Source organism: Planotetraspora mira, assembly GCF_016863275.1.
Lineage (GTDB): Bacteria > Actinomycetota > Actinomycetes > Streptosporangiales > Streptosporangiaceae > Planotetraspora > Planotetraspora mira.
This window is the reverse complement of the sequence record NZ_BOOO01000002.1, coordinates 39,546-54,851: the sequence shown is the minus strand read 5'-3', so window position 1 is coordinate 54,851 and position 15,306 is coordinate 39,546. Positions and strand designations below refer to the sequence as shown.

At 69.8% G+C, this 15,306-nt stretch carries 17 protein-coding genes; 11 read left to right on the top strand and 6 right to left on the bottom strand.

Features of this window, described 5'->3' with window-relative positions; genetic code table 11:
* Positions 1 to 43: 43 nt before the first annotated feature.
* Positions 44 to 2,422, bottom strand: coding sequence for a helicase-associated domain-containing protein (locus Pmi06nite_RS02000; RefSeq protein ID WP_203951068.1), 2,379 nt, complete (start codon positions 2,420 to 2,422; stop codon positions 44 to 46).
* Positions 2,423 to 2,819: 397 nt separating this feature from the next.
* A complete protein-coding gene (locus Pmi06nite_RS01995) occupies positions 2,820 to 3,329 on the bottom strand; it encodes an ATP-binding protein (protein ID WP_239113494.1) in 510 nt (169 codons plus the stop codon).
* A 199-nt stretch (positions 3,330 to 3,528) separates the two neighbouring features.
* On the opposite strand from Pmi06nite_RS01995, the gene Pmi06nite_RS01990 reads away from it, so the two are divergent.
* The 3 genes from Pmi06nite_RS01990 (at position 3,529) to Pmi06nite_RS01980 (ending at position 4,965) form a co-directional block, all read left to right on the top strand.
* Positions 3,529 to 4,350, top strand: a complete 822-nt coding sequence (locus tag Pmi06nite_RS01990) for a Sco1979 family transcriptional regulator (RefSeq protein ID WP_203951066.1) — start codon at positions 3,529 to 3,531, stop codon at positions 4,348 to 4,350.
* Complete coding sequence (locus Pmi06nite_RS01985) at positions 4,350 to 4,583, top strand: DUF397 domain-containing protein (protein ID WP_239094529.1); 234 nt, start codon at positions 4,350 to 4,352, stop codon at positions 4,581 to 4,583. Before Pmi06nite_RS01990 ends, Pmi06nite_RS01985 begins: the two co-directional genes overlap by 1 nt.
* A 109-nt stretch (positions 4,584 to 4,692) precedes the next feature.
* Positions 4,693 to 4,965, top strand: coding sequence for a hypothetical protein (locus Pmi06nite_RS01980; protein ID WP_203951065.1), 273 nt, complete (start codon positions 4,693 to 4,695; stop codon positions 4,963 to 4,965).
* A gap of 49 nt (positions 4,966 to 5,014) precedes the next feature.
* On the opposite strand, the gene Pmi06nite_RS01975 is transcribed toward Pmi06nite_RS01980, so the two are convergent.
* Positions 5,015 to 5,605: a histidine phosphatase family protein gene (locus Pmi06nite_RS01975; RefSeq protein WP_203951064.1), complete on the bottom strand. Its 591-nt coding sequence runs from the start codon at positions 5,603 to 5,605 to the stop codon at positions 5,015 to 5,017.
* A gap of 98 nt (positions 5,606 to 5,703) precedes the next feature.
* Between Pmi06nite_RS01975 and Pmi06nite_RS01970 the strand changes: the two genes are divergently transcribed.
* From Pmi06nite_RS01970 to Pmi06nite_RS01940, 7 genes are all read left to right on the top strand, one after another.
* Positions 5,704 to 6,573 carry a Gfo/Idh/MocA family protein gene (locus Pmi06nite_RS01970; RefSeq protein ID WP_203951063.1) on the top strand — a complete coding sequence of 290 codons (870 nt, stop codon included), beginning with the start codon at positions 5,704 to 5,706 and terminating at the stop codon, positions 6,571 to 6,573.
* A complete protein-coding gene (locus Pmi06nite_RS01965) occupies positions 6,491 to 6,766 on the top strand; it encodes a hypothetical protein (RefSeq protein WP_203951309.1) in 276 nt (91 codons plus the stop codon). Before Pmi06nite_RS01970 ends, Pmi06nite_RS01965 begins: the two co-directional genes overlap by 83 nt.
* 17 nt (positions 6,767 to 6,783) lie before the next feature.
* Positions 6,784 to 6,975 carry a hypothetical protein gene (locus Pmi06nite_RS01960; RefSeq protein WP_203951062.1) on the top strand — a complete coding sequence of 64 codons (192 nt, stop codon included), beginning with the start codon at positions 6,784 to 6,786 and terminating at the stop codon, positions 6,973 to 6,975.
* Between the two features lie 84 nt (positions 6,976 to 7,059).
* Positions 7,060 to 7,326, top strand: coding sequence for a response regulator (locus Pmi06nite_RS41720; protein ID WP_239113490.1), 267 nt, complete (start codon positions 7,060 to 7,062; stop codon positions 7,324 to 7,326).
* Positions 7,327 to 7,470: 144 nt separating this feature from the next.
* Entirely contained in the window at positions 7,471 to 9,558 is a 2,088-nt protein-coding gene (locus Pmi06nite_RS01950) for a DUF6421 family protein (RefSeq protein ID WP_203951061.1), read from the top strand.
* 31 nt (positions 9,559 to 9,589) lie between these two features.
* Complete coding sequence (locus Pmi06nite_RS01945; RefSeq protein WP_203951060.1) at positions 9,590 to 10,243, top strand: SDR family NAD(P)-dependent oxidoreductase; 654 nt, start codon at positions 9,590 to 9,592, stop codon at positions 10,241 to 10,243.
* A 33-nt stretch (positions 10,244 to 10,276) separates the two neighbouring features.
* The gene (locus tag Pmi06nite_RS01940) at positions 10,277 to 11,350 is read left to right on the top strand and encodes a threonine aldolase family protein (RefSeq protein WP_203951059.1); all 1,074 of its coding nucleotides are present in this window, start codon (positions 10,277 to 10,279) and stop codon (positions 11,348 to 11,350) included.
* Positions 11,351 to 11,884: 534 nt separating this feature from the next.
* Here the strand turns inward: Pmi06nite_RS01940 and Pmi06nite_RS01935 are convergent.
* Positions 11,885 to 12,202 (bottom strand): DUF3467 domain-containing protein, encoded by a 318-nt coding sequence (locus Pmi06nite_RS01935; protein WP_203951058.1) that lies wholly within the window; start codon positions 12,200 to 12,202, stop codon positions 11,885 to 11,887.
* Between the two features lie 40 nt (positions 12,203 to 12,242).
* Positions 12,243 to 12,923 (bottom strand): DUF305 domain-containing protein, encoded by a 681-nt coding sequence (locus Pmi06nite_RS01930; protein ID WP_239113489.1) that lies wholly within the window; start codon positions 12,921 to 12,923, stop codon positions 12,243 to 12,245.
* A 110-nt stretch (positions 12,924 to 13,033) separates the two neighbouring features.
* Here Pmi06nite_RS01930 and Pmi06nite_RS01925 point away from each other — a divergent pair, with 110 nt between their 5' ends.
* The gene (locus tag Pmi06nite_RS01925; RefSeq protein WP_203951057.1) at positions 13,034 to 13,729 is read left to right on the top strand and encodes a thioredoxin-like domain-containing protein; all 696 of its coding nucleotides are present in this window, start codon (positions 13,034 to 13,036) and stop codon (positions 13,727 to 13,729) included.
* Positions 13,730 to 13,816: 87 nt separating this feature from the next.
* Here the strand turns inward: Pmi06nite_RS01925 and ald are convergent, their stop codons facing one another.
* A complete protein-coding gene (gene ald / locus Pmi06nite_RS01920; protein ID WP_203951056.1) occupies positions 13,817 to 14,935 on the bottom strand; it encodes an alanine dehydrogenase in 1,119 nt (372 codons plus the stop codon).
* Positions 14,936 to 15,306: the final 371 nt, after the last annotated feature.

Below are 15,306 nucleotides of genomic sequence, written 5' to 3'. Positions count from 1 at the left end.
GGTGAGCGACGCGGCACGCTGTGAGGCGTCGCGCGCGTGACGGTCAGTATGTGCTGGTGACGGAGGCGATCTCGTTGAGGGGGAACTCGAGGTAGTCGCCCGCCTCCTCACACCACGCGTCCAGCACGCCGCTGCGCAGCTCGCCATGGCTGATCGTCGCGGTGACGCCGTCGGACAACGTGATCAGCGCGCGGACGTCGCGGTCCACCACGAAACCGAGCAGCGACTGCTGCGCGGTCGGCAGCCGCGTCGCCATCCGGCCGATGACGGCCCAGGTCTGGCCGCCGGGTCCGGCGGAACCGCCGTTCACGAGCAGGCGCCTGGCATGCTCGCGCGGATCGGGCGGCGGCTCGAGCAGCGAGGGGGGAGGATCGAGCTCGGCCACCCGGCCGCCGGGGAGCAGCGTCAACCGGCCCGCGTTGGGCGCACGCCGGATCGTGATCTCCGCGCCGTCGTCGACGGGCACCGGGGCGTAGCCCGCCTCGCGCAGCGTCGCCAGCGCCGTCGCCGCGGGCGCGGATCCGGCGAGCACGGTCGGCGCGAGCAACCTCAGCCCGAGCTTGGCCAGCCTCCGGTGCGCGACGAGCTCCGCCAGCAGCGCCGGATCGGATCCCTGGATGATGCAGCCGACCGACGACACCGTGACCTCGCCGTGCCGCCTGGCCACGTCGTGGACCAGATACGTGAGCGGCTGGGGAAGCGTTCCTGCCATGGACAGGTCGGACAGCAGGGAGTCGGCGGTGCCCCCGGAGTCCAGCGCCCGCCGTACGCTCGCGGGGCTGAACCGCCACACCGACGCCGCGCCCCGGGACTCGCGGTCGGCGGCCCGGTCGAGCAGCGACGCCAGCTCCACCGACGGCGGCCCGGTGACCACGGCCGTCAGATCGGCGCCGAAGAGCGCGGTGCGCTGCGCTCCGGCGAGGGCCGTCACCGAGCACTTCGCGAGGACCGGATCGTGCTCGATCTGGGGCGCGGTCTCGTCGCCCTCGTTCCCGGCGATCGTGCCGAGGGCGGCCAGTGCCCGGCCGAGGTCGGTGAGCGTGTCGTGCGCGCACAGGCCGAGCAGCCGGGACTCCTCGATGATCGCCGGTGCGCAGTCGGCGAGGAGTTGCCTGTCGAGCAGCGGCGCCCGCCAGTGGACCGACTGCACGAGCTCGGGGAGCGTGGCGAACCCCCTGCCCTCGGGGACCATCGCGAGCGCGCCGAGCACGGCCCACCGGATTCGCGCGATCGTCTCTCCTGCGGGGTCGTCGCCGAGGACGGTCGGGTAGCGGTTCTCCGTCCGCCGCAGTGACGAGCGCTCCATGCGCCACCACGCCGCGAGCAGCACCCGTAACCGGACCGGGGCGTCCTCCAGCCGCCATGCGTCGAACCTGTCGGTGGGCACCAAACCGCCGGCGCCTTCGTCGAGGGCGATCAGCCGGGCCACGGCGGAGATCTCCAGCAGCAGCCGGGTCTCCTCCTCGGTGCAGCCCGTCTCGCGGGCCACCCGCTTCACCTCGCGCACGCCGACGCCGCCGTTCTTCAGCAGCGGCAGCGGGGTCTTGTCGGTGTTCTCCAGCAACGCGGTGACGCGATCGACGATGTGCGGAGCGGCGAGGCACATCGCGTGCTCGACGGCCTCGGGGTCGATCCGCGTGGTGCCCAGATCGGGCGGGTCGGGCGTGAAGGGACCGCGGTAGTCGGGCCCGCGCAGGGCGAGCGCCACCTCGCGCGGCATCTCCGCCACGTCCCACTGGGTACGGAACAGCAGGCCGTGTTCGGCCGCCCACTTCTCTGGCGTCCCCGGAGTGACGAAGCGGTTGCCGTCGACGCTCCGGACCGGCCCGTCCCACGCGAAGTCGTCGAGCATCTCCATCGTGCCGTCCGGCGCCTGCCGGACCAGCTCGGCGAGCCGTTCCGAGTCGCTCAGCAGCCCGATGATCCGCACGGCCACCTGCCGCTTGCCGCCCTGGTACGGCAGGTCGAGGATGCGGCACAGCCGGCGCAGCGCCTCGGTGTTGAGCATCCAGGAGTCCAGGTAGGCGGCCAGCGGTTCGCCCAGCCCGCACGGCGCCGTCCACCACTGTGCGACGGCCTCCGCGAGGTCGATCCTGCCGTCGGGGGCCGGCCAGGCGAGGACGTGGTCGTAGAGGCGGTCCAGCCACGGGATGACCTCGGAGGTGCTCACCCCGAGGAAACGGGCCAGTTCGTCCTCCGTGGGACGCCCGCCGATGACCAGGCACCCCTGCAGGATCTCCAGGGGCGGCAGGGGAAGGCCGCGCATGACCTCCATGAGGGCGAAGCCGTTCGTCAGCCGGTGCGCGAGCGCGTCGATCCTGCGGGGCCACGGCGCGGCGATGGCGTCCGGGCGGTTGGCCAGGACGCGGGCGAGCCGGTCTTCATCGAGAGCGGTCAGCCAGCCGACTAGGTGATCGTCCATCACAGATCTCTCGGAAGTCTCAGGAAGCCACCGTAATGCGGATCACACTCTTGACGGGGGTCGCGAGCCAGGATACAGCGCGCGGTCACGAGCCCCGAGATCACGACATTTCTCCATCGATCGCTGCGAAACGGCCATGCCGTTCGCCTATTACGGTTCGATCTCAGCACATCTGGTGCTGCCGTGCCGAGCATTCGTGCCATCGGGCCGTCGGCCGGGGGGCGCTCCCGTACATTCCGGGCTGCACGGGAGCGCTCCGCGGCCGGCGGACCGCGTCCGGCGCCACTGAGGTGTGACTGTCAGGACAGGCGCCGGGTTCGCTGCCGGGACAGTTCGCAGGGCTCCGCGGAGTGTGAATCGAAGCCGGACGATCATCGGAGAGGGTCGGGAACGGGGGTCAGCCGGACAGGACGGCCCAGACCGCCTTGCCCTGCGGGGCGAGGGGGCACCAGCCCCAGCGCACGCTCAGCGATTCGACGATGTGCAACCCCAGGCCGCCCGGTTCGAAGGGGGCCGGGTCCCGCATCACCGGGGCCTCGGCTCCCGGGTCGGTGATCGCGCAGGTCACCAGGGCGCCCCTGCGGATCAGCGACAGCCGGATGACCTCCCTGTCACGGGCCGCGCTGAGGATCAGCCCGTGCCGCAGGGCGTTCGTCGCCAGTTCGGAGACGACCAGTTCCATGCTGTCGTGCAACTGGCCCATGTTCCAGCCGGAGAGGGTCCCCGCGGCGAAACTGCGCGCCGAATGGACCGACTCCGCCTTCGGGGGAAGGGCGAAGGTGGCGCTTGTGGTGGTCGATCCGGGTTCGAGGAGATCGCGTGCGGGCTCCGGCCACCAGCCGATCGGAGGCCACCAATCGAGGCCCGACCACTGATTTCGGCCACGAGACACGTTCGTGGACTGCACGAGATCATGATGGTGGACACTCCTGTGCATGTGCAAGAGCGAATGCACGTGCAAGTGGCTGTTGCACCCGCTACGGTTACCCGAAACAATCTCGGGACGAAGGGGGCGATCTTTGACAGACTGTGAACCAGTCCACAAAGCGGAGGAATAGCACGTGTCGATAGATCCGCCGGGATCAGGATCCACCGTTCGGCGAATCATGCTCGGTGCCAGCCTTCGCCGGTTGCGCGAGGCGCAGGGGCTCACGCGCGAGGTCGCCGGATTCCACATCCGCGCCTCGGAATCGAAGATCAGCAGGATGGAGCTCGGCCGGGTCGGGTTCAAGACACGTGATGTCGAGGACCTCCTCACGCTGTACGGCGTCAGCGACGACGCGGAACGGCGCGGGCTGCTGGAGATGGTCCGCGAGGCGAACACGCCGGGTTGGTGGCACAAGTACGGCGAGGTACTGCCGAACTGGTTCATCACCTACGTCGGTCTCGAAGAGGCGGCCAGCGTGATCCGCACCTACGAGGTGCAGTTCGTGCCGGGTCTGCTGCAGACGGCGGCGTACGCGCGGGCGGTGATCCAGCTGGGCTACCCCGACGCTCCGGACGGAGAGATCGAACAGCGCGTGCATCTGCGCATGCAGCGACAGGAACGGCTGACGCGCCCCGACGGTCCTCGGCTCTGGGCCGTTGTGGACGAGGCGGCGCTCAAACGTCCCATCGGAGGCGGAGGGATCATGCGTGAGCAGCTTCAGCACCTGCTGGAGGTCGCCACGCTGCCCAACATCACCCTGCAGGTGATGCCCTTCCGGTTCGGCATGCACGCGGCCGAGGGGGGAGCGTTCACGATCCTTCGTTTCCCGGAGTCCGACCTGTCCGACGTCGTCTACGTCGAACAGTTGTGGGGCGCCCTATACCTGGACAAGCGTGAGGACATCGATCCTTACCTCACGGCCATGGAGCAGTTGTGCGTGGAGAGCACCACGCCCGGGGGCACCGCCGAGATTCTCGGCGAATTTCTCAGAGAGACATGATGCAGACTTATAACGGGATGCCCGCAAACAGCCTGACCGGGGTCACCTGGCGGAAGAGCGTCCACAGCAACTCGACCGGCAACTGCGTGGAGTTGGCCGAGCTCCCCGACGGGGGCGTGGCCGTCCGCAACTCGCGTTTCCCCGACGGGCCGGCCCTCATCTACACGCGCGATGAGATCCGGGCCCTCGTGCTGGGAGTCAAGGACGGCGAGTTCGACGGCCTGCTGGTTTAACCCCTTGTTTACACGCCGCGCACGCGCGTAACAGTCGCGCGCAGGCGGCGTAACAACGGTGCGGCAGATTTGGACCCTGAGAAAGTTGAAGTATCGAGGGGGACCCGCCGTGCTGGACCAGATGAATCTCTACCCGGTGGCCGACGACGTGCTGTTCGCACCTGGCGGCCGCGTGGTGATCCGCACGTACGGCGTCGCCTCCCCGGCCGGCTCCGAGGACGGGGAGACACGGAGCGTGGCCTATCGGACGTGGGTCACCGGAGTCCGCGACCAGCCTAGGTGCTGGCGGTGGGGCCACTTCGAGGACGCCAGGCGAGGCCACCACAGGGTCCTGGAGTGGCTGACCGGCCGAGGCCCGCAGCCCCAGCCCGTCGCCGTCTGACCCTAGGGGGCCTGAGGGTCCGACGGCCTGACTCCGCGTCGCGCCCGTCTCAGGCGGGGTCCTGAACGGGCGCGTTCCAGTGGAGCAGGACGGGCTCCTCGTGCTCGTAGCCCAGAACCGAGTACGTGCCGGTGTCGAGCCGCAGATGCCGGCCCTCGTCGGCCGGCAGCCCCAGCCAGCGGGCGGCGAGCACGCGCAGGAAGTGTCCGTGCGCGACGATCAGCACGTCGCCCTCAGCCTGCCGGACGCGGGCGATGACCCGGTCCGCGCGCTCCCCGACATGGCCGACAGCCTCGCCCGGGTGGTCCGCGTCTCCGGGGATGATCCCGTCTCGCCACAGGTACCAGCCGGGACGGCTCTCGCGGATCTGCGGGGTGGTGATCCCCTCGTAGCCGCCGTAGTCCCATTCCCACAGGTCCGGGTCCACGTCGTAGGAGGCGGCCCCGGCGAGCTCCGCCGTACGGCGTGCCCGCTGCGCGGGGCTGACGAGGACCAGCGCGAACTGCCTGCCCTTGATCACCCTGGCCAGGGCGCGGGCCTGCTCCTCGCCCCGGTCGGTCAACGGCAGGTCGGTCCGGCCCGTGTGCCGTCCCGCCCTGCTCCACTCGGTCTCGCCGTGCCTCAGCAGAATGACGTCCATAGGACGACCATCATGCCGGTAAGGCTTTCGCGGGGTGGCCCGGGTCCCGCGTCGACCCGGGGCCCGCACGCTGCAGTAGGGTCACCGCGGAGGGTGAGATGGAGCCGGTTTCAGTAGGTTTGGTCGGTGCGGGACCGTGGGCGGAGATGGTGCACGCCCCGACACTCGCTGCCGGGCCGCACACGAGGCTCGCGGGTGTGTGGGCGCGCAGGCCCCAGGCGGCCGACGAGCTCGCGGGCAGGCACCGCGTTCCCTCGTTCGAGCGGCTGGAGGACCTGTTCGACCTGTGTGAGGCGGTCGCGTTCTGCGTGCCGCCGGCGGTGCAGGCCGAACTCGGCGTCCTCGCGGCGAAGGCGGGCAAGGCCCTGCTGCTGGAAAAGCCCCTCGCGGCCGACCTCGACGGCGCCAGGCGTCTCGCCGACGCGATCGGCGAGGCCGGGGTCGCCTCCCAGATGGTCTTCACCTTCCGCTACTCGCCGGCGACGACGGCCTTCCTGGACAGGGCCCGCGCGCTGCGGCCGTACGGCGGCCACGCCTCCAACGTCTCGGGAGTGCTGCACGGCGGGTCGTTCGCCACGCCGTGGCGGCTGGAACGAGGGGCCGTCCTCGACATCGGGCCGCACGTGATCGACCTCATGGACGCCGCGCTCGGGCCGATCGGCTCCATCAGGGCGCACGGCGACCCGCTCGGCTGGGTGGGCCTGCTGCTCGAGCACACGGGCGGGGCGGTGAGCGAGGTCTCGCTCACCATGGCCGCGGGCGGCGACCTGCCCCCCGCCCGGGCGGACGTCTACGGGGCCGAAGGAAGCGCGACGCTGCTCGGATCCGAGATCGGCGACGACGTCTTCCCCGCCGTGGCCAGGGAGTTCGCCAGGACCGTCCGCCGTGGCGGCGGGCATCCGCTCGACGCCCGTCACGGGCTCAGGATCCAGGAGATCATCACGGACATCGAGGGGCAGCTCGGCTGACGGCCTGGGCTGGCACCGGCACGGCAACGAGGCCTGCCAGGTCGCCGCGCTGGTCATCGTCTTCCACACGGTCGGGGCCCACCTGCCGGTCAGGCGCGGGGCGGCGTGGGCGCTCGCCGGCATCCTGGCCTTCGACTTCGGAGCCGTCGACCACCGTTTCCTGCCGTTCGACGAGGTATCTTCCTCACGGTGACCTTCGGCCTGGCCTAGGTGACCGGGATCGCCCTGTACGGATACCTGGTCCGGGTCCGCCGGATGGCCGAACAGGCCGCGCGCATGGAGCTGGAGCGCGAACGGCGGGCCGCCGAGGTTGCCGAGGCCGTCGCCGCGGAGCGGAACCGGATCGCCAGGGAGCTGCTCCCGGGAGGCGTCCTGCTGACCGATGCGGCGCCTCGATGGTGATCCGCGTCGTCATCGCGGACGACGAGGCGATGGCCCGGGCGGGGTTGCGGCTCCTCGACGCCCCGCGGCCCCCCGAAGATCATCATGCTGACCACGTTCGGCGCCGACGAGAGCCTCTACGCCGCGCTGCGGGCCGGGACGAGCGGGTTCCTGCTCAAGGTCTCGCCGCCTGAGCGGCTCGTCGGTGCGATCAAGACGGACTCGCGGTCGTCCCCCCAGGTGCCGGGGTCGACGAGGGTGGCGGTGAGCTGGAAGAGCGGCGAGACGATCAGCGCCGCGCCGATCGCCGCCCGCCGGAAGGCGCGGGCATCGGACAGTTTCAACATCGGGGTCTCCTCGGGTCGGATCTGACAGCCGAGGACGGTAGGCGAGGGGCGGGCCGCGGCACGTCCACCGTGGGGGTGACGGGGCTCACTCTCACGGGTGACTTATCGGTGCACGCGTAGTCTTTGTGTATATTTTTGTGCAGATGGCGCAAAGTTCAGGAGATCTTACATGAGGGCATTCCCGTCGGTCCTGTTCGATGAGGCGCACAGCGAGGCATGGAGCATCCGGCGGGAGGTCGCCGAAGCCATGAATCCCGCGCATCCCGACGACAGCGGCTATTCGACGGCCGCCGGCATCCTGCGGCGGCTCGGCCAGACGGTCGCCGCGCACACCCAGGGCCCGCTGGACGCGTCCGTACTGGACCCCCACGACGTGTTCGTGATCGCGCACCCCTCAGGGGATCACTGGGAGCGGACGACCGGCGCGGGCAGCCCCGTCTTCACGGCCGCCGAACTCGACGCCATCGAGGCCTACGTCGCCGCCGGGGGCGGGCTCATCGTGCTCGCCGAGTGTGAGCAGGACAAGTACGGAAGCAACCTCGCCGACCTGCTCGGCCGCTTCGGCGTCGGCATCGAGCACACCACCGTCCAGGACCCCTCCGGATCCCACAACAAGGTCGCCACGTGGGTCCTCGGCGTACGCGGTGCGAGCCCGGCCGACGCGCCGGGCGTGCGGCAGGACCTGCTCGCCGGTGTCCGCCAGGCATGCTTCTACCGGGCCGGCACGCTCGTGGCCCCCAAGGGCGCGACCGTCCTGTTCGAGACGTCGGGGACCGCCGACCCCGCCCGCCGTCCGCTGGCCCTGGCCGTACGGCATGGGCGTGGGCGGGTCGTGGCGCTCGCCGACTCGGACCTGTTCGGCGACGACTCGATCAGCGACTTCGACCACGCGCAACTCTGGACCAATCTCGTCACCTGGGCCGCCCGGATCCCGGACGGCGGCGCGGACGGCTCGGAGGTCGCCGGAGACCTGGGCGACGCCTGGGCCGGGCTCAAGGAGGCCGTCGAGGCGCTGCGGCCGCTCCAGGCCAAGGACGGCTCCATCGCCGGCGACCGCGACCGGGCCGTGGAGCTGATCGCCGAGATCAGCGACCAGGTCGTACGGCTCGCGCCCCGCTTCCCGCACGACCGCGACTATCTCGACGCGGTCGTGGCCGACTTCCGCAAGTGGGTGGCCGACGGGCTGGGCGTGCCCGACTTCCTCGACTCGCTGAACGCCTTCCACCCGGACGCCCAGCGGGTGGACGGGCTGGAGCACCTGGTCGTCTTCCCGATGTACACGCAGAACGGGAACCCGAACCGGAACGTCGAGGCGGTCTGGATCCGCGTCGTCTGGCCCGCCTGGCTGGCCGAACTGGAGCAGAACGGCTACGACAACCCGATGTTCGTGCCGATCGCCTTCAAGGACTTCACCTCCGGCTACGACACCAACTCGGCCGTGCTGTTCCCCGAGACCGTCGCCGTCCGCGAGACGCCGCCGCGGTTCACCTGGGGCGGCATCTTCTGCGACCGGGAGGCCGCGAGGTTCCGGGCCGTCAGTGAGGCGGCCGCCGCCACGCTCAAGCTGGCCCTGCCGCCGGACGCTGCCCGCCTGCTCGCGTCGCAGGAACTGGCCCAGGACACCTTCGTCCTGTGGGACCTGGTCCACGACCGCACCCACAGCCACGGCGACCTGCCGTTCGACCCATTCATGATCAAGCAGCGCATGCCGTACTGGCTCTACACGCTCGAAGAGCTGCGCTGCGACCTGACCGCCTTCGGGGAGGCGGTGAAGCTCGAGGTGGACGGCGTGCCGCACGCGCGGTACGTGCAGTTCGCGATCCTGTTCGACCGGCTGTTCCGCTTCCCGATCACCGGCGAGCGGGTGCGCAACTACGACGGGCTCGGCGGGCAGCTCCTGTTCGCCTACCTGCACCGGCGCGGCATCGTCCGCTGGACGGACAACCGGCTGTTCGTCGACTGGGCCCGTGTCGCCGACGGCGTGGCCGACCTGCGCGGAGAGGTCGAGAAGCTCTACCGGGACGGCATCGACAGGTCCAAGCTGGCCCACTGGCTCGCCGCCCACCAGCTCGTGGCCGCCTACGTCGAGCCGCATCCGGCCTCGGTGTGGAACCAGGGCGTCCAGGCGCTGCCGGAGGAGCAGAAGGCCATGGTCAACGCCGTCCTGCCCGATGAGTTCCCCCTGAGCATGTTCTACGAGGCGCTGCGCCGTAAGCTCACCGACGTGGTCGAGTCCACGCGGGGCATCAGGGCGTGAGCCCCTGGCCCGGTCGAAAGGTGGGGCATCGTTGAGCAGGGTCATTCTGGTCGCGGGCACGGGCAGCCCGGCGGGGCGGGCCGTCGTCCGGCGGTTCACCGAGCTCGGTGACACCGTCGTCGCCGTGAGCAGGTCGGGAGGCGACGGGGCCCTGGCCGTCGACCTCCAGGACGCGACAGCCGTACGGGAACTGGCCGAGCGGGTCGGCGCCGAGCACGGCCGCGTCGACGGGATCGTGCACCTCGTCGGCGGGTGGCGCGGGTCCAAGACCTTCGCCGAGACCTCGCTGGAGGACTGGGAACTGCTGCACGGCCTGCTGGTCAGGACTCTGCAGAACGTCTCGCTGGCGTTCGAGCCGCTGCTGCGGGCCAGCGAGAACGGCCGGTTCGTCATCGTCTCCGCGAAGGCGGCCCAGGCGCCCACCCGGACGAATGCGGCCTACGCGGCGGCCAAGGCGGCCGCGGAGGCGTGGACGTTGTCCCTGGCCGACGCCCTGAAGGGCACGTCGTCCGCGGCCGCGATCCTGGTGATCACCGCGTTGGTGCACGATGGGATGAGGGCGGCGAACCCCGACAAGCAGTACAAGGGGTTCACCGATGTGGACGATCTCGCGCGTGCCGTCACCGCGCTCTGGGACGAGGATCCCGCCGCGGTCAACGGGCAGCGGATCGACCTCACCGCCTGAAGTTTTCCTTTAACGATTAGACGGAGATATTTCGTGACAACGGATGCCGTGCGGCGGCACGAGCCGGAGATCAAGACCTTCGCCAGCGACAACTACGCCGGAGTGCACCCGGAGGTGCTCGAGGCCATCGCCCTGGCGAACGGCGGGCACCAGGTCAGCTACGGAGACGACGCCTACACCGGAGCCCTGCAGGGCATCTTCCGGCGGCACTTCGGCGACCAGGCCGAAGCCCTGCCGGTGTTCAACGGCACCGCCGCGAACGTGCTCTCGTTGCGTTCGATGTGCGCCCCGTGGGAGGCGGTGGTCTGCCCCGACACCGCGCACATCAACACCGACGAGGGCGGCGCCCCGGAGATCACCGGAAGCCTGAAGCTGCTTCCGGTGGCGACCCCGGACGGCAAGCTCACGCCCGACCTGATCGACCAGCAGGCATGGGGTTTCGGGGACGTGCACCGTGCCCAGCCCCGGGTGGTCTCGATCTCCAACGCCACAGAGCTCGGCACGCTGTACACCCCGGCCGAGATCAAGGCCGTCTGCGACCACGCCCACGAGCTGGGCATGTTCGTCCACCTGGACGGCTCGCGGATCACCAACGCGGCGGCGGCCCTCGACGTGCCCCTCCGCGCGATGACCACGGACGCGGGCGTCGACGTGCTGTCCTTCGGCGGCACCAAGATCGGGCTCATGCTGGGCGAGGTCGTGGTGGTCCTCAACCCCGCGGCCGCGAAGGGCCTGCCGTACCTGCGAAAGACCGGCATGCAGCTCGCCTCGAAGATGCGGTTCGTGTCCGTGCAGTTCGAGGCGCTGCTCGGCGGCGACCTGTGGCTGCGCAACGCCCGTCAGGCGAACGGCATGGCCAGGCGGCTGGCGGCAGCCGTACGGGACATCCCCGGGGTCAGGGTGGCGCGCGAAGTGGAGGCCAACGCGGTCTTCGCGATCCTGCCGGGAGACGTGGCCGACCGGCTGCGCAAGCGGTTCCGGTTCTACAACTGGAACGACCGGATCGGCGGCGGCGAGGTCGAGGTCCGCTGGATGTGCGCCTTCGACACCACAGAAGCCGACGTCGACGCCTTCGTCACCGCCCTAACCCAAGAACTCCAAGCCTGACCCCTTTCCCCCGCGTGACCATCCCGCGTGATCATGCACAGGTTCGGCGATGTGCCACGTGACCAGCACCAATGCTCGGCGTGATCATGCACGGGTTCGGTGAAATGGCCCGTGACCAGCGCCGATCCCTGGCGTGATCATGCACAGGTTCGCCCGTGCATCCTCTGACGTGCTCGAACACGCTTCGTGATCATGCGTGGGTTCGGGGGTGTACGGCCTGAGCAGGTGCGACCCGCTGCGTGATCATGCAGTTGTGGCAGACGTGCATGATCGCTAGGCGTGTACCCCGAGGTCGCGGAGCGTGTGACGGAAAGTGTGCATGATCACCGATCGTGAAAGGCCTGATCAGCTAGGCATTCACCGAATCCGTGCATGATCACGCCGGGTATTGGTGCTGGTCACGCGGCACATCGCCGAACCTGTGCATGATCACGATCGGTGTCGTGGCAGGTCACACGGCACGTCGCCGAACTTGTGCATGATCACGCACAAGGGGGGATCACGCGCATAAGAGGGGGCGCGTGCACGAGGGGGTCAGACTTTTTGGCCGGTTTCTTTCTCGTAGGCGGTGAGCTGCTGTTCCAGGGCCTTCATCAGCTCGAAGACCTGGGCCGGAGGGAGCCGCACTCGGCTGACGATCCGGGTCGGCACGCTGACGTAACTGTCCCCTGAAAGAGGATCGTCGGCGAGCGCCGGCGGCCGCGTGATCACGGCGAAGTCCAGGACGAATCCATCTTGGGTGTGCCAGACCGAGGTGAAGTCGGCGTACTGCCCCGCCTCGACCTCCGGTGTGATGCTCACCTCGAGGCGGCTTTCCGGCTCGTCGTTCAATCTCTTCTCTCCTCTGGCCACGGCACCTCCATCGTGCCCCGGCCGGGGACCTTGTGCGCGCCTATCCCGCCGGACTCTGGAGGATGGTCGGCAACGGCTGGGCCCCGCGCTCCGCCAGCAGGCCCTTCATCAGCCTGATCTCCGCCGTCTGCCCGTCGACGATGTGCTGGGCCAGCGATCGCACCTCGGGGCGGTCCGACACCTTGAGCAAGCCCTGCGCCATCTCCACGCCGCCCTCGTGATGGCGGATCATGAGCTGGAGGAAGAGGATCTCGGCGTCCCTGCCCTGCGCCGCCCGCAGCCGGTTCAGCTCCTCTGTCGAGGCCATGCCCGGCATGACGCCGGGGGTCAGTCCGGGGGTCGCGCCACCGTGGCTGTGGCCGGACATCCACGCCATCGGCGGCTGGGACGAGGACTGGTCGAGGTCCCACTGCTGGAGCCACCCCATGAACATTCCACGCTGGGCCGTCTGGGTGGTGATGATGTCGTACGACAACGTCCGCAGCGGTCCGTCGGTCGTCTTGTCCCGCACGACGAAGGCCATCTCGACCGCCTGAGAGTGGTGGACCGCCATGTCCCTGGCGAAGCCCGCCTCGGGCGAGGTGTCTCCCGGAGCTCCTGATCTGGTCGCGAACAGCACCAGTACGGCTGCCGCGACGATGAGGGCGACCAGCCCCACGAGGGGAAACCGCCTCTTGGGCTGCGGCGTGGTGTCGAGCATGACGCTCGTCTCGGTGGTCATCGCCCCACAGGCTACCTCTGCTGTCCGACCGGGCCGAGCCAAAGGCGCATCTCACCCACTATCCTCCATACCGCAGCGGGGATGTCAGCGACCGGTTGGTGGAGGGCTTGATGGCGAAGGGCAAGACGCAGTCGAGACGTGAGCATCTCGAGCGCATGCGTGCCGAGCAGAGGCGCAAGGAGCGGCGTACTGCCCTGCTCATGTGGGGGGTCGGCGGCCTGGTCGTCCTCGCGGTGGTGGGCCTGGTGGGCTTCTACGTCGTCAACGACCGGTCTGAGAAGTCGCTGTCCGCGGTGAAGACCTACGACTACAAGGGTTCCGACCACGCCTGGACCAAGATCTCCTACAAGGAGAACCCCCCGGTGGGCGGCCAGCACAACTACTACTGGCAGAACTGCGGGATCTACGACAAGCCGATCCACAACGAACACGGCGTCCACTCGCTGGAGCACGGCGCCGTTTGGATCACCTACAGCCCCGATCTGCCCGCCGCCGACGTCGACAAGCTGAAGACGCTGGCCTCCTCCGACTACATGCTGCTCAGCCCCTACCCGGGGCTCCCGGGCAAGGTGGTCGCCAGTTCCTGGAACCACCAGATCGTCCTCGACGGGGCGTCCGACCCCCGGCTTCCCGAGTTCATCAAGAAGTACAAGCAGAACCCCACCTACACCCCGGAGTTCGGCGCGGCCTGCGACCAGGGCGTCAGCACGACGGCCGACCAGCCGCTGCCGTCCGAGCCGACCCCCACGGCCAGCCCCAGCGCCGGCGCCTCCACGGAGCCGACCCCGACTCCGGCGGCCTCCTGACCCGGCGACCGACCTAGGACGGCGTACGGCCCGGCGGTGCGACAGCGCCCGCCGGGCCGTACCGTCTCCTGCGGGTTCTCGAGGACCTCAGGGGACGAGCACCCGCGTGACCGGCACCGCCTCCAGCCCGTGGGCCTCGGCGACGGGCCGGCTGGTCAGATGGCCCTCATGGGTGTTGAGCCCGAGCGCGAGCGCGGGATCGGCCGTGAGGGCCTCCCGCCAGCCACGATCGGCGATGGCCAGGGCGTACGGCAGGGTCACGTTCGTCAACGCGTACGTCGAGGTGTGCGGCACGGCCCCCGGCATGTTGGCGACGCAGTAGAACACCGAGTCGTGCACGCGGTAGACCGGGTCGGCGTGGGTCGTCGGACGTGAGTCCTCGAAGCAGCCGCCCTGGTCGATCGAGATGTCGACCAGCACCGAGCCCGTCTTCATCCGCGCGACGAGCGCGTTGCTGACGAGCGTCGGCGCCTTCGCGCCCGGCACGAGCACCGCGCCGACCACGAGGTCGGCGTCCGTGACGGCCCGCTCGATCTCGTACGCGTTGGACGCCACGGTCCCGACCTTCCCCTGATAGACCATGTCCGCCTGGCGGAGCCGGTCGACGTTCAGGTCGAGCAGCAGCACCTGTGCCTGCATGCCGGCGGCGATCGCCGCGGCGTTCATCCCGGACACGCCCGCGCCGATGACCACCACCTTCGCGGGATAGACCCCGGGCACGCCGCCCATCAGGACTCCGCGGCCGCCGCCCTGTCGCATCAGGTGGTACGCCCCGACCTGTGGGGCCAACCGGCCCGCGACCTCGGACATGGGCGCCAGCAGGGGCAGGGCCCCGTCGGCCGTCTGCACGGTCTCGTAGGCGATTCCGGTGACCCCTGAGTCCAGCAACGCCCTCGTGCACGCCTCCGACGCCGCCAGGTGTAGGTAGGTGAACAGCACCTGGCCCTTGCGCATGCGGTGATACTCGGCGGGCACGGGCTCCTTGACCTTCAGGATCAGGTCGCCTTCCGCCCATACGTCGTCGGCCGAGTCGATGATCGTGGCGCCCGCGGCGGCGAAGTCGTCGTCGGGTACGGAAGACCCCTTGCCGGCGTCGTGCTCGACGAGGACCTGGTGGCCTTTACGCGCGAACTCGTGAACCCCCGCCGGTGTGAGCGCGACCCGGTACTCGTGGGTCTTGATCTCGCGGGGAACTCCGACCTTCATTCCTTCACTCTGGTTGTCCGCAAACGTCTACGTCAGGCGGCAACGCGCAAGCATTTGGCGGACATTCACGACAAATTGTCAATCGGGTCTCCAGCTTGCCTGCGCATGGTTGTCCGATTACCTGGCATTGGCATAGGTGGGTAGGCTCTGCGATCGATGGCTGGGATCGAGGTAGGGATGCAGAACGCGGCCGTACCGGATGACGGGCGGGCCGGTCCGCCGGCAGGCGGCGCCGGATCGTTCGAGGCGCCGGGCGGATCCGGATCCCCGCCCTCCGGGTCCACATCGCCCGCCGGGTCCGGCGGTCGAGGAGGCGGGGCCGAGGAGTCGGTGCGCCACGGCCGGAACGGCGTGGCGCAAGGAAAGACGGC

Coding starts and splice junctions, on each gene's coding strand:
- Pmi06nite_RS02000 (WP_203951068.1), bottom strand. CDS start 2,422: ATGGACGATCACCTAGTCGGCTGGCTGACCGCTCTCGATGAAGACCGG.
- Pmi06nite_RS01990 (WP_203951066.1), top strand. CDS start 3,529: ATGCTCGGTGCCAGCCTTCGCCGGTTGCGCGAGGCGCAGGGGCTCACG.
- Pmi06nite_RS01985 (WP_239094529.1), top strand. CDS start 4,350: ATGCAGACTTATAACGGGATGCCCGCAAACAGCCTGACCGGGGTCACC.
- Pmi06nite_RS01975 (WP_203951064.1), bottom strand. CDS start 5,605: ATGGACGTCATTCTGCTGAGGCACGGCGAGACCGAGTGGAGCAGGGCG.
- Pmi06nite_RS01970 (WP_203951063.1), top strand. CDS start 5,704: ATGGAGCCGGTTTCAGTAGGTTTGGTCGGTGCGGGACCGTGGGCGGAG.
- Pmi06nite_RS41720 (WP_239113490.1), top strand. CDS start 7,060: ATGCTGACCACGTTCGGCGCCGACGAGAGCCTCTACGCCGCGCTGCGG.
- Pmi06nite_RS01950 (WP_203951061.1), top strand. CDS start 7,471: ATGAGGGCATTCCCGTCGGTCCTGTTCGATGAGGCGCACAGCGAGGCA.
- Pmi06nite_RS01930 (WP_239113489.1), bottom strand. CDS start 12,923: ATGACCACCGAGACGAGCGTCATGCTCGACACCACGCCGCAGCCCAAG.
- Pmi06nite_RS01925 (WP_203951057.1), top strand. CDS start 13,034: ATGGCGAAGGGCAAGACGCAGTCGAGACGTGAGCATCTCGAGCGCATG.
- ald (WP_203951056.1), bottom strand. CDS start 14,935: ATGAAGGTCGGAGTTCCCCGCGAGATCAAGACCCACGAGTACCGGGTC.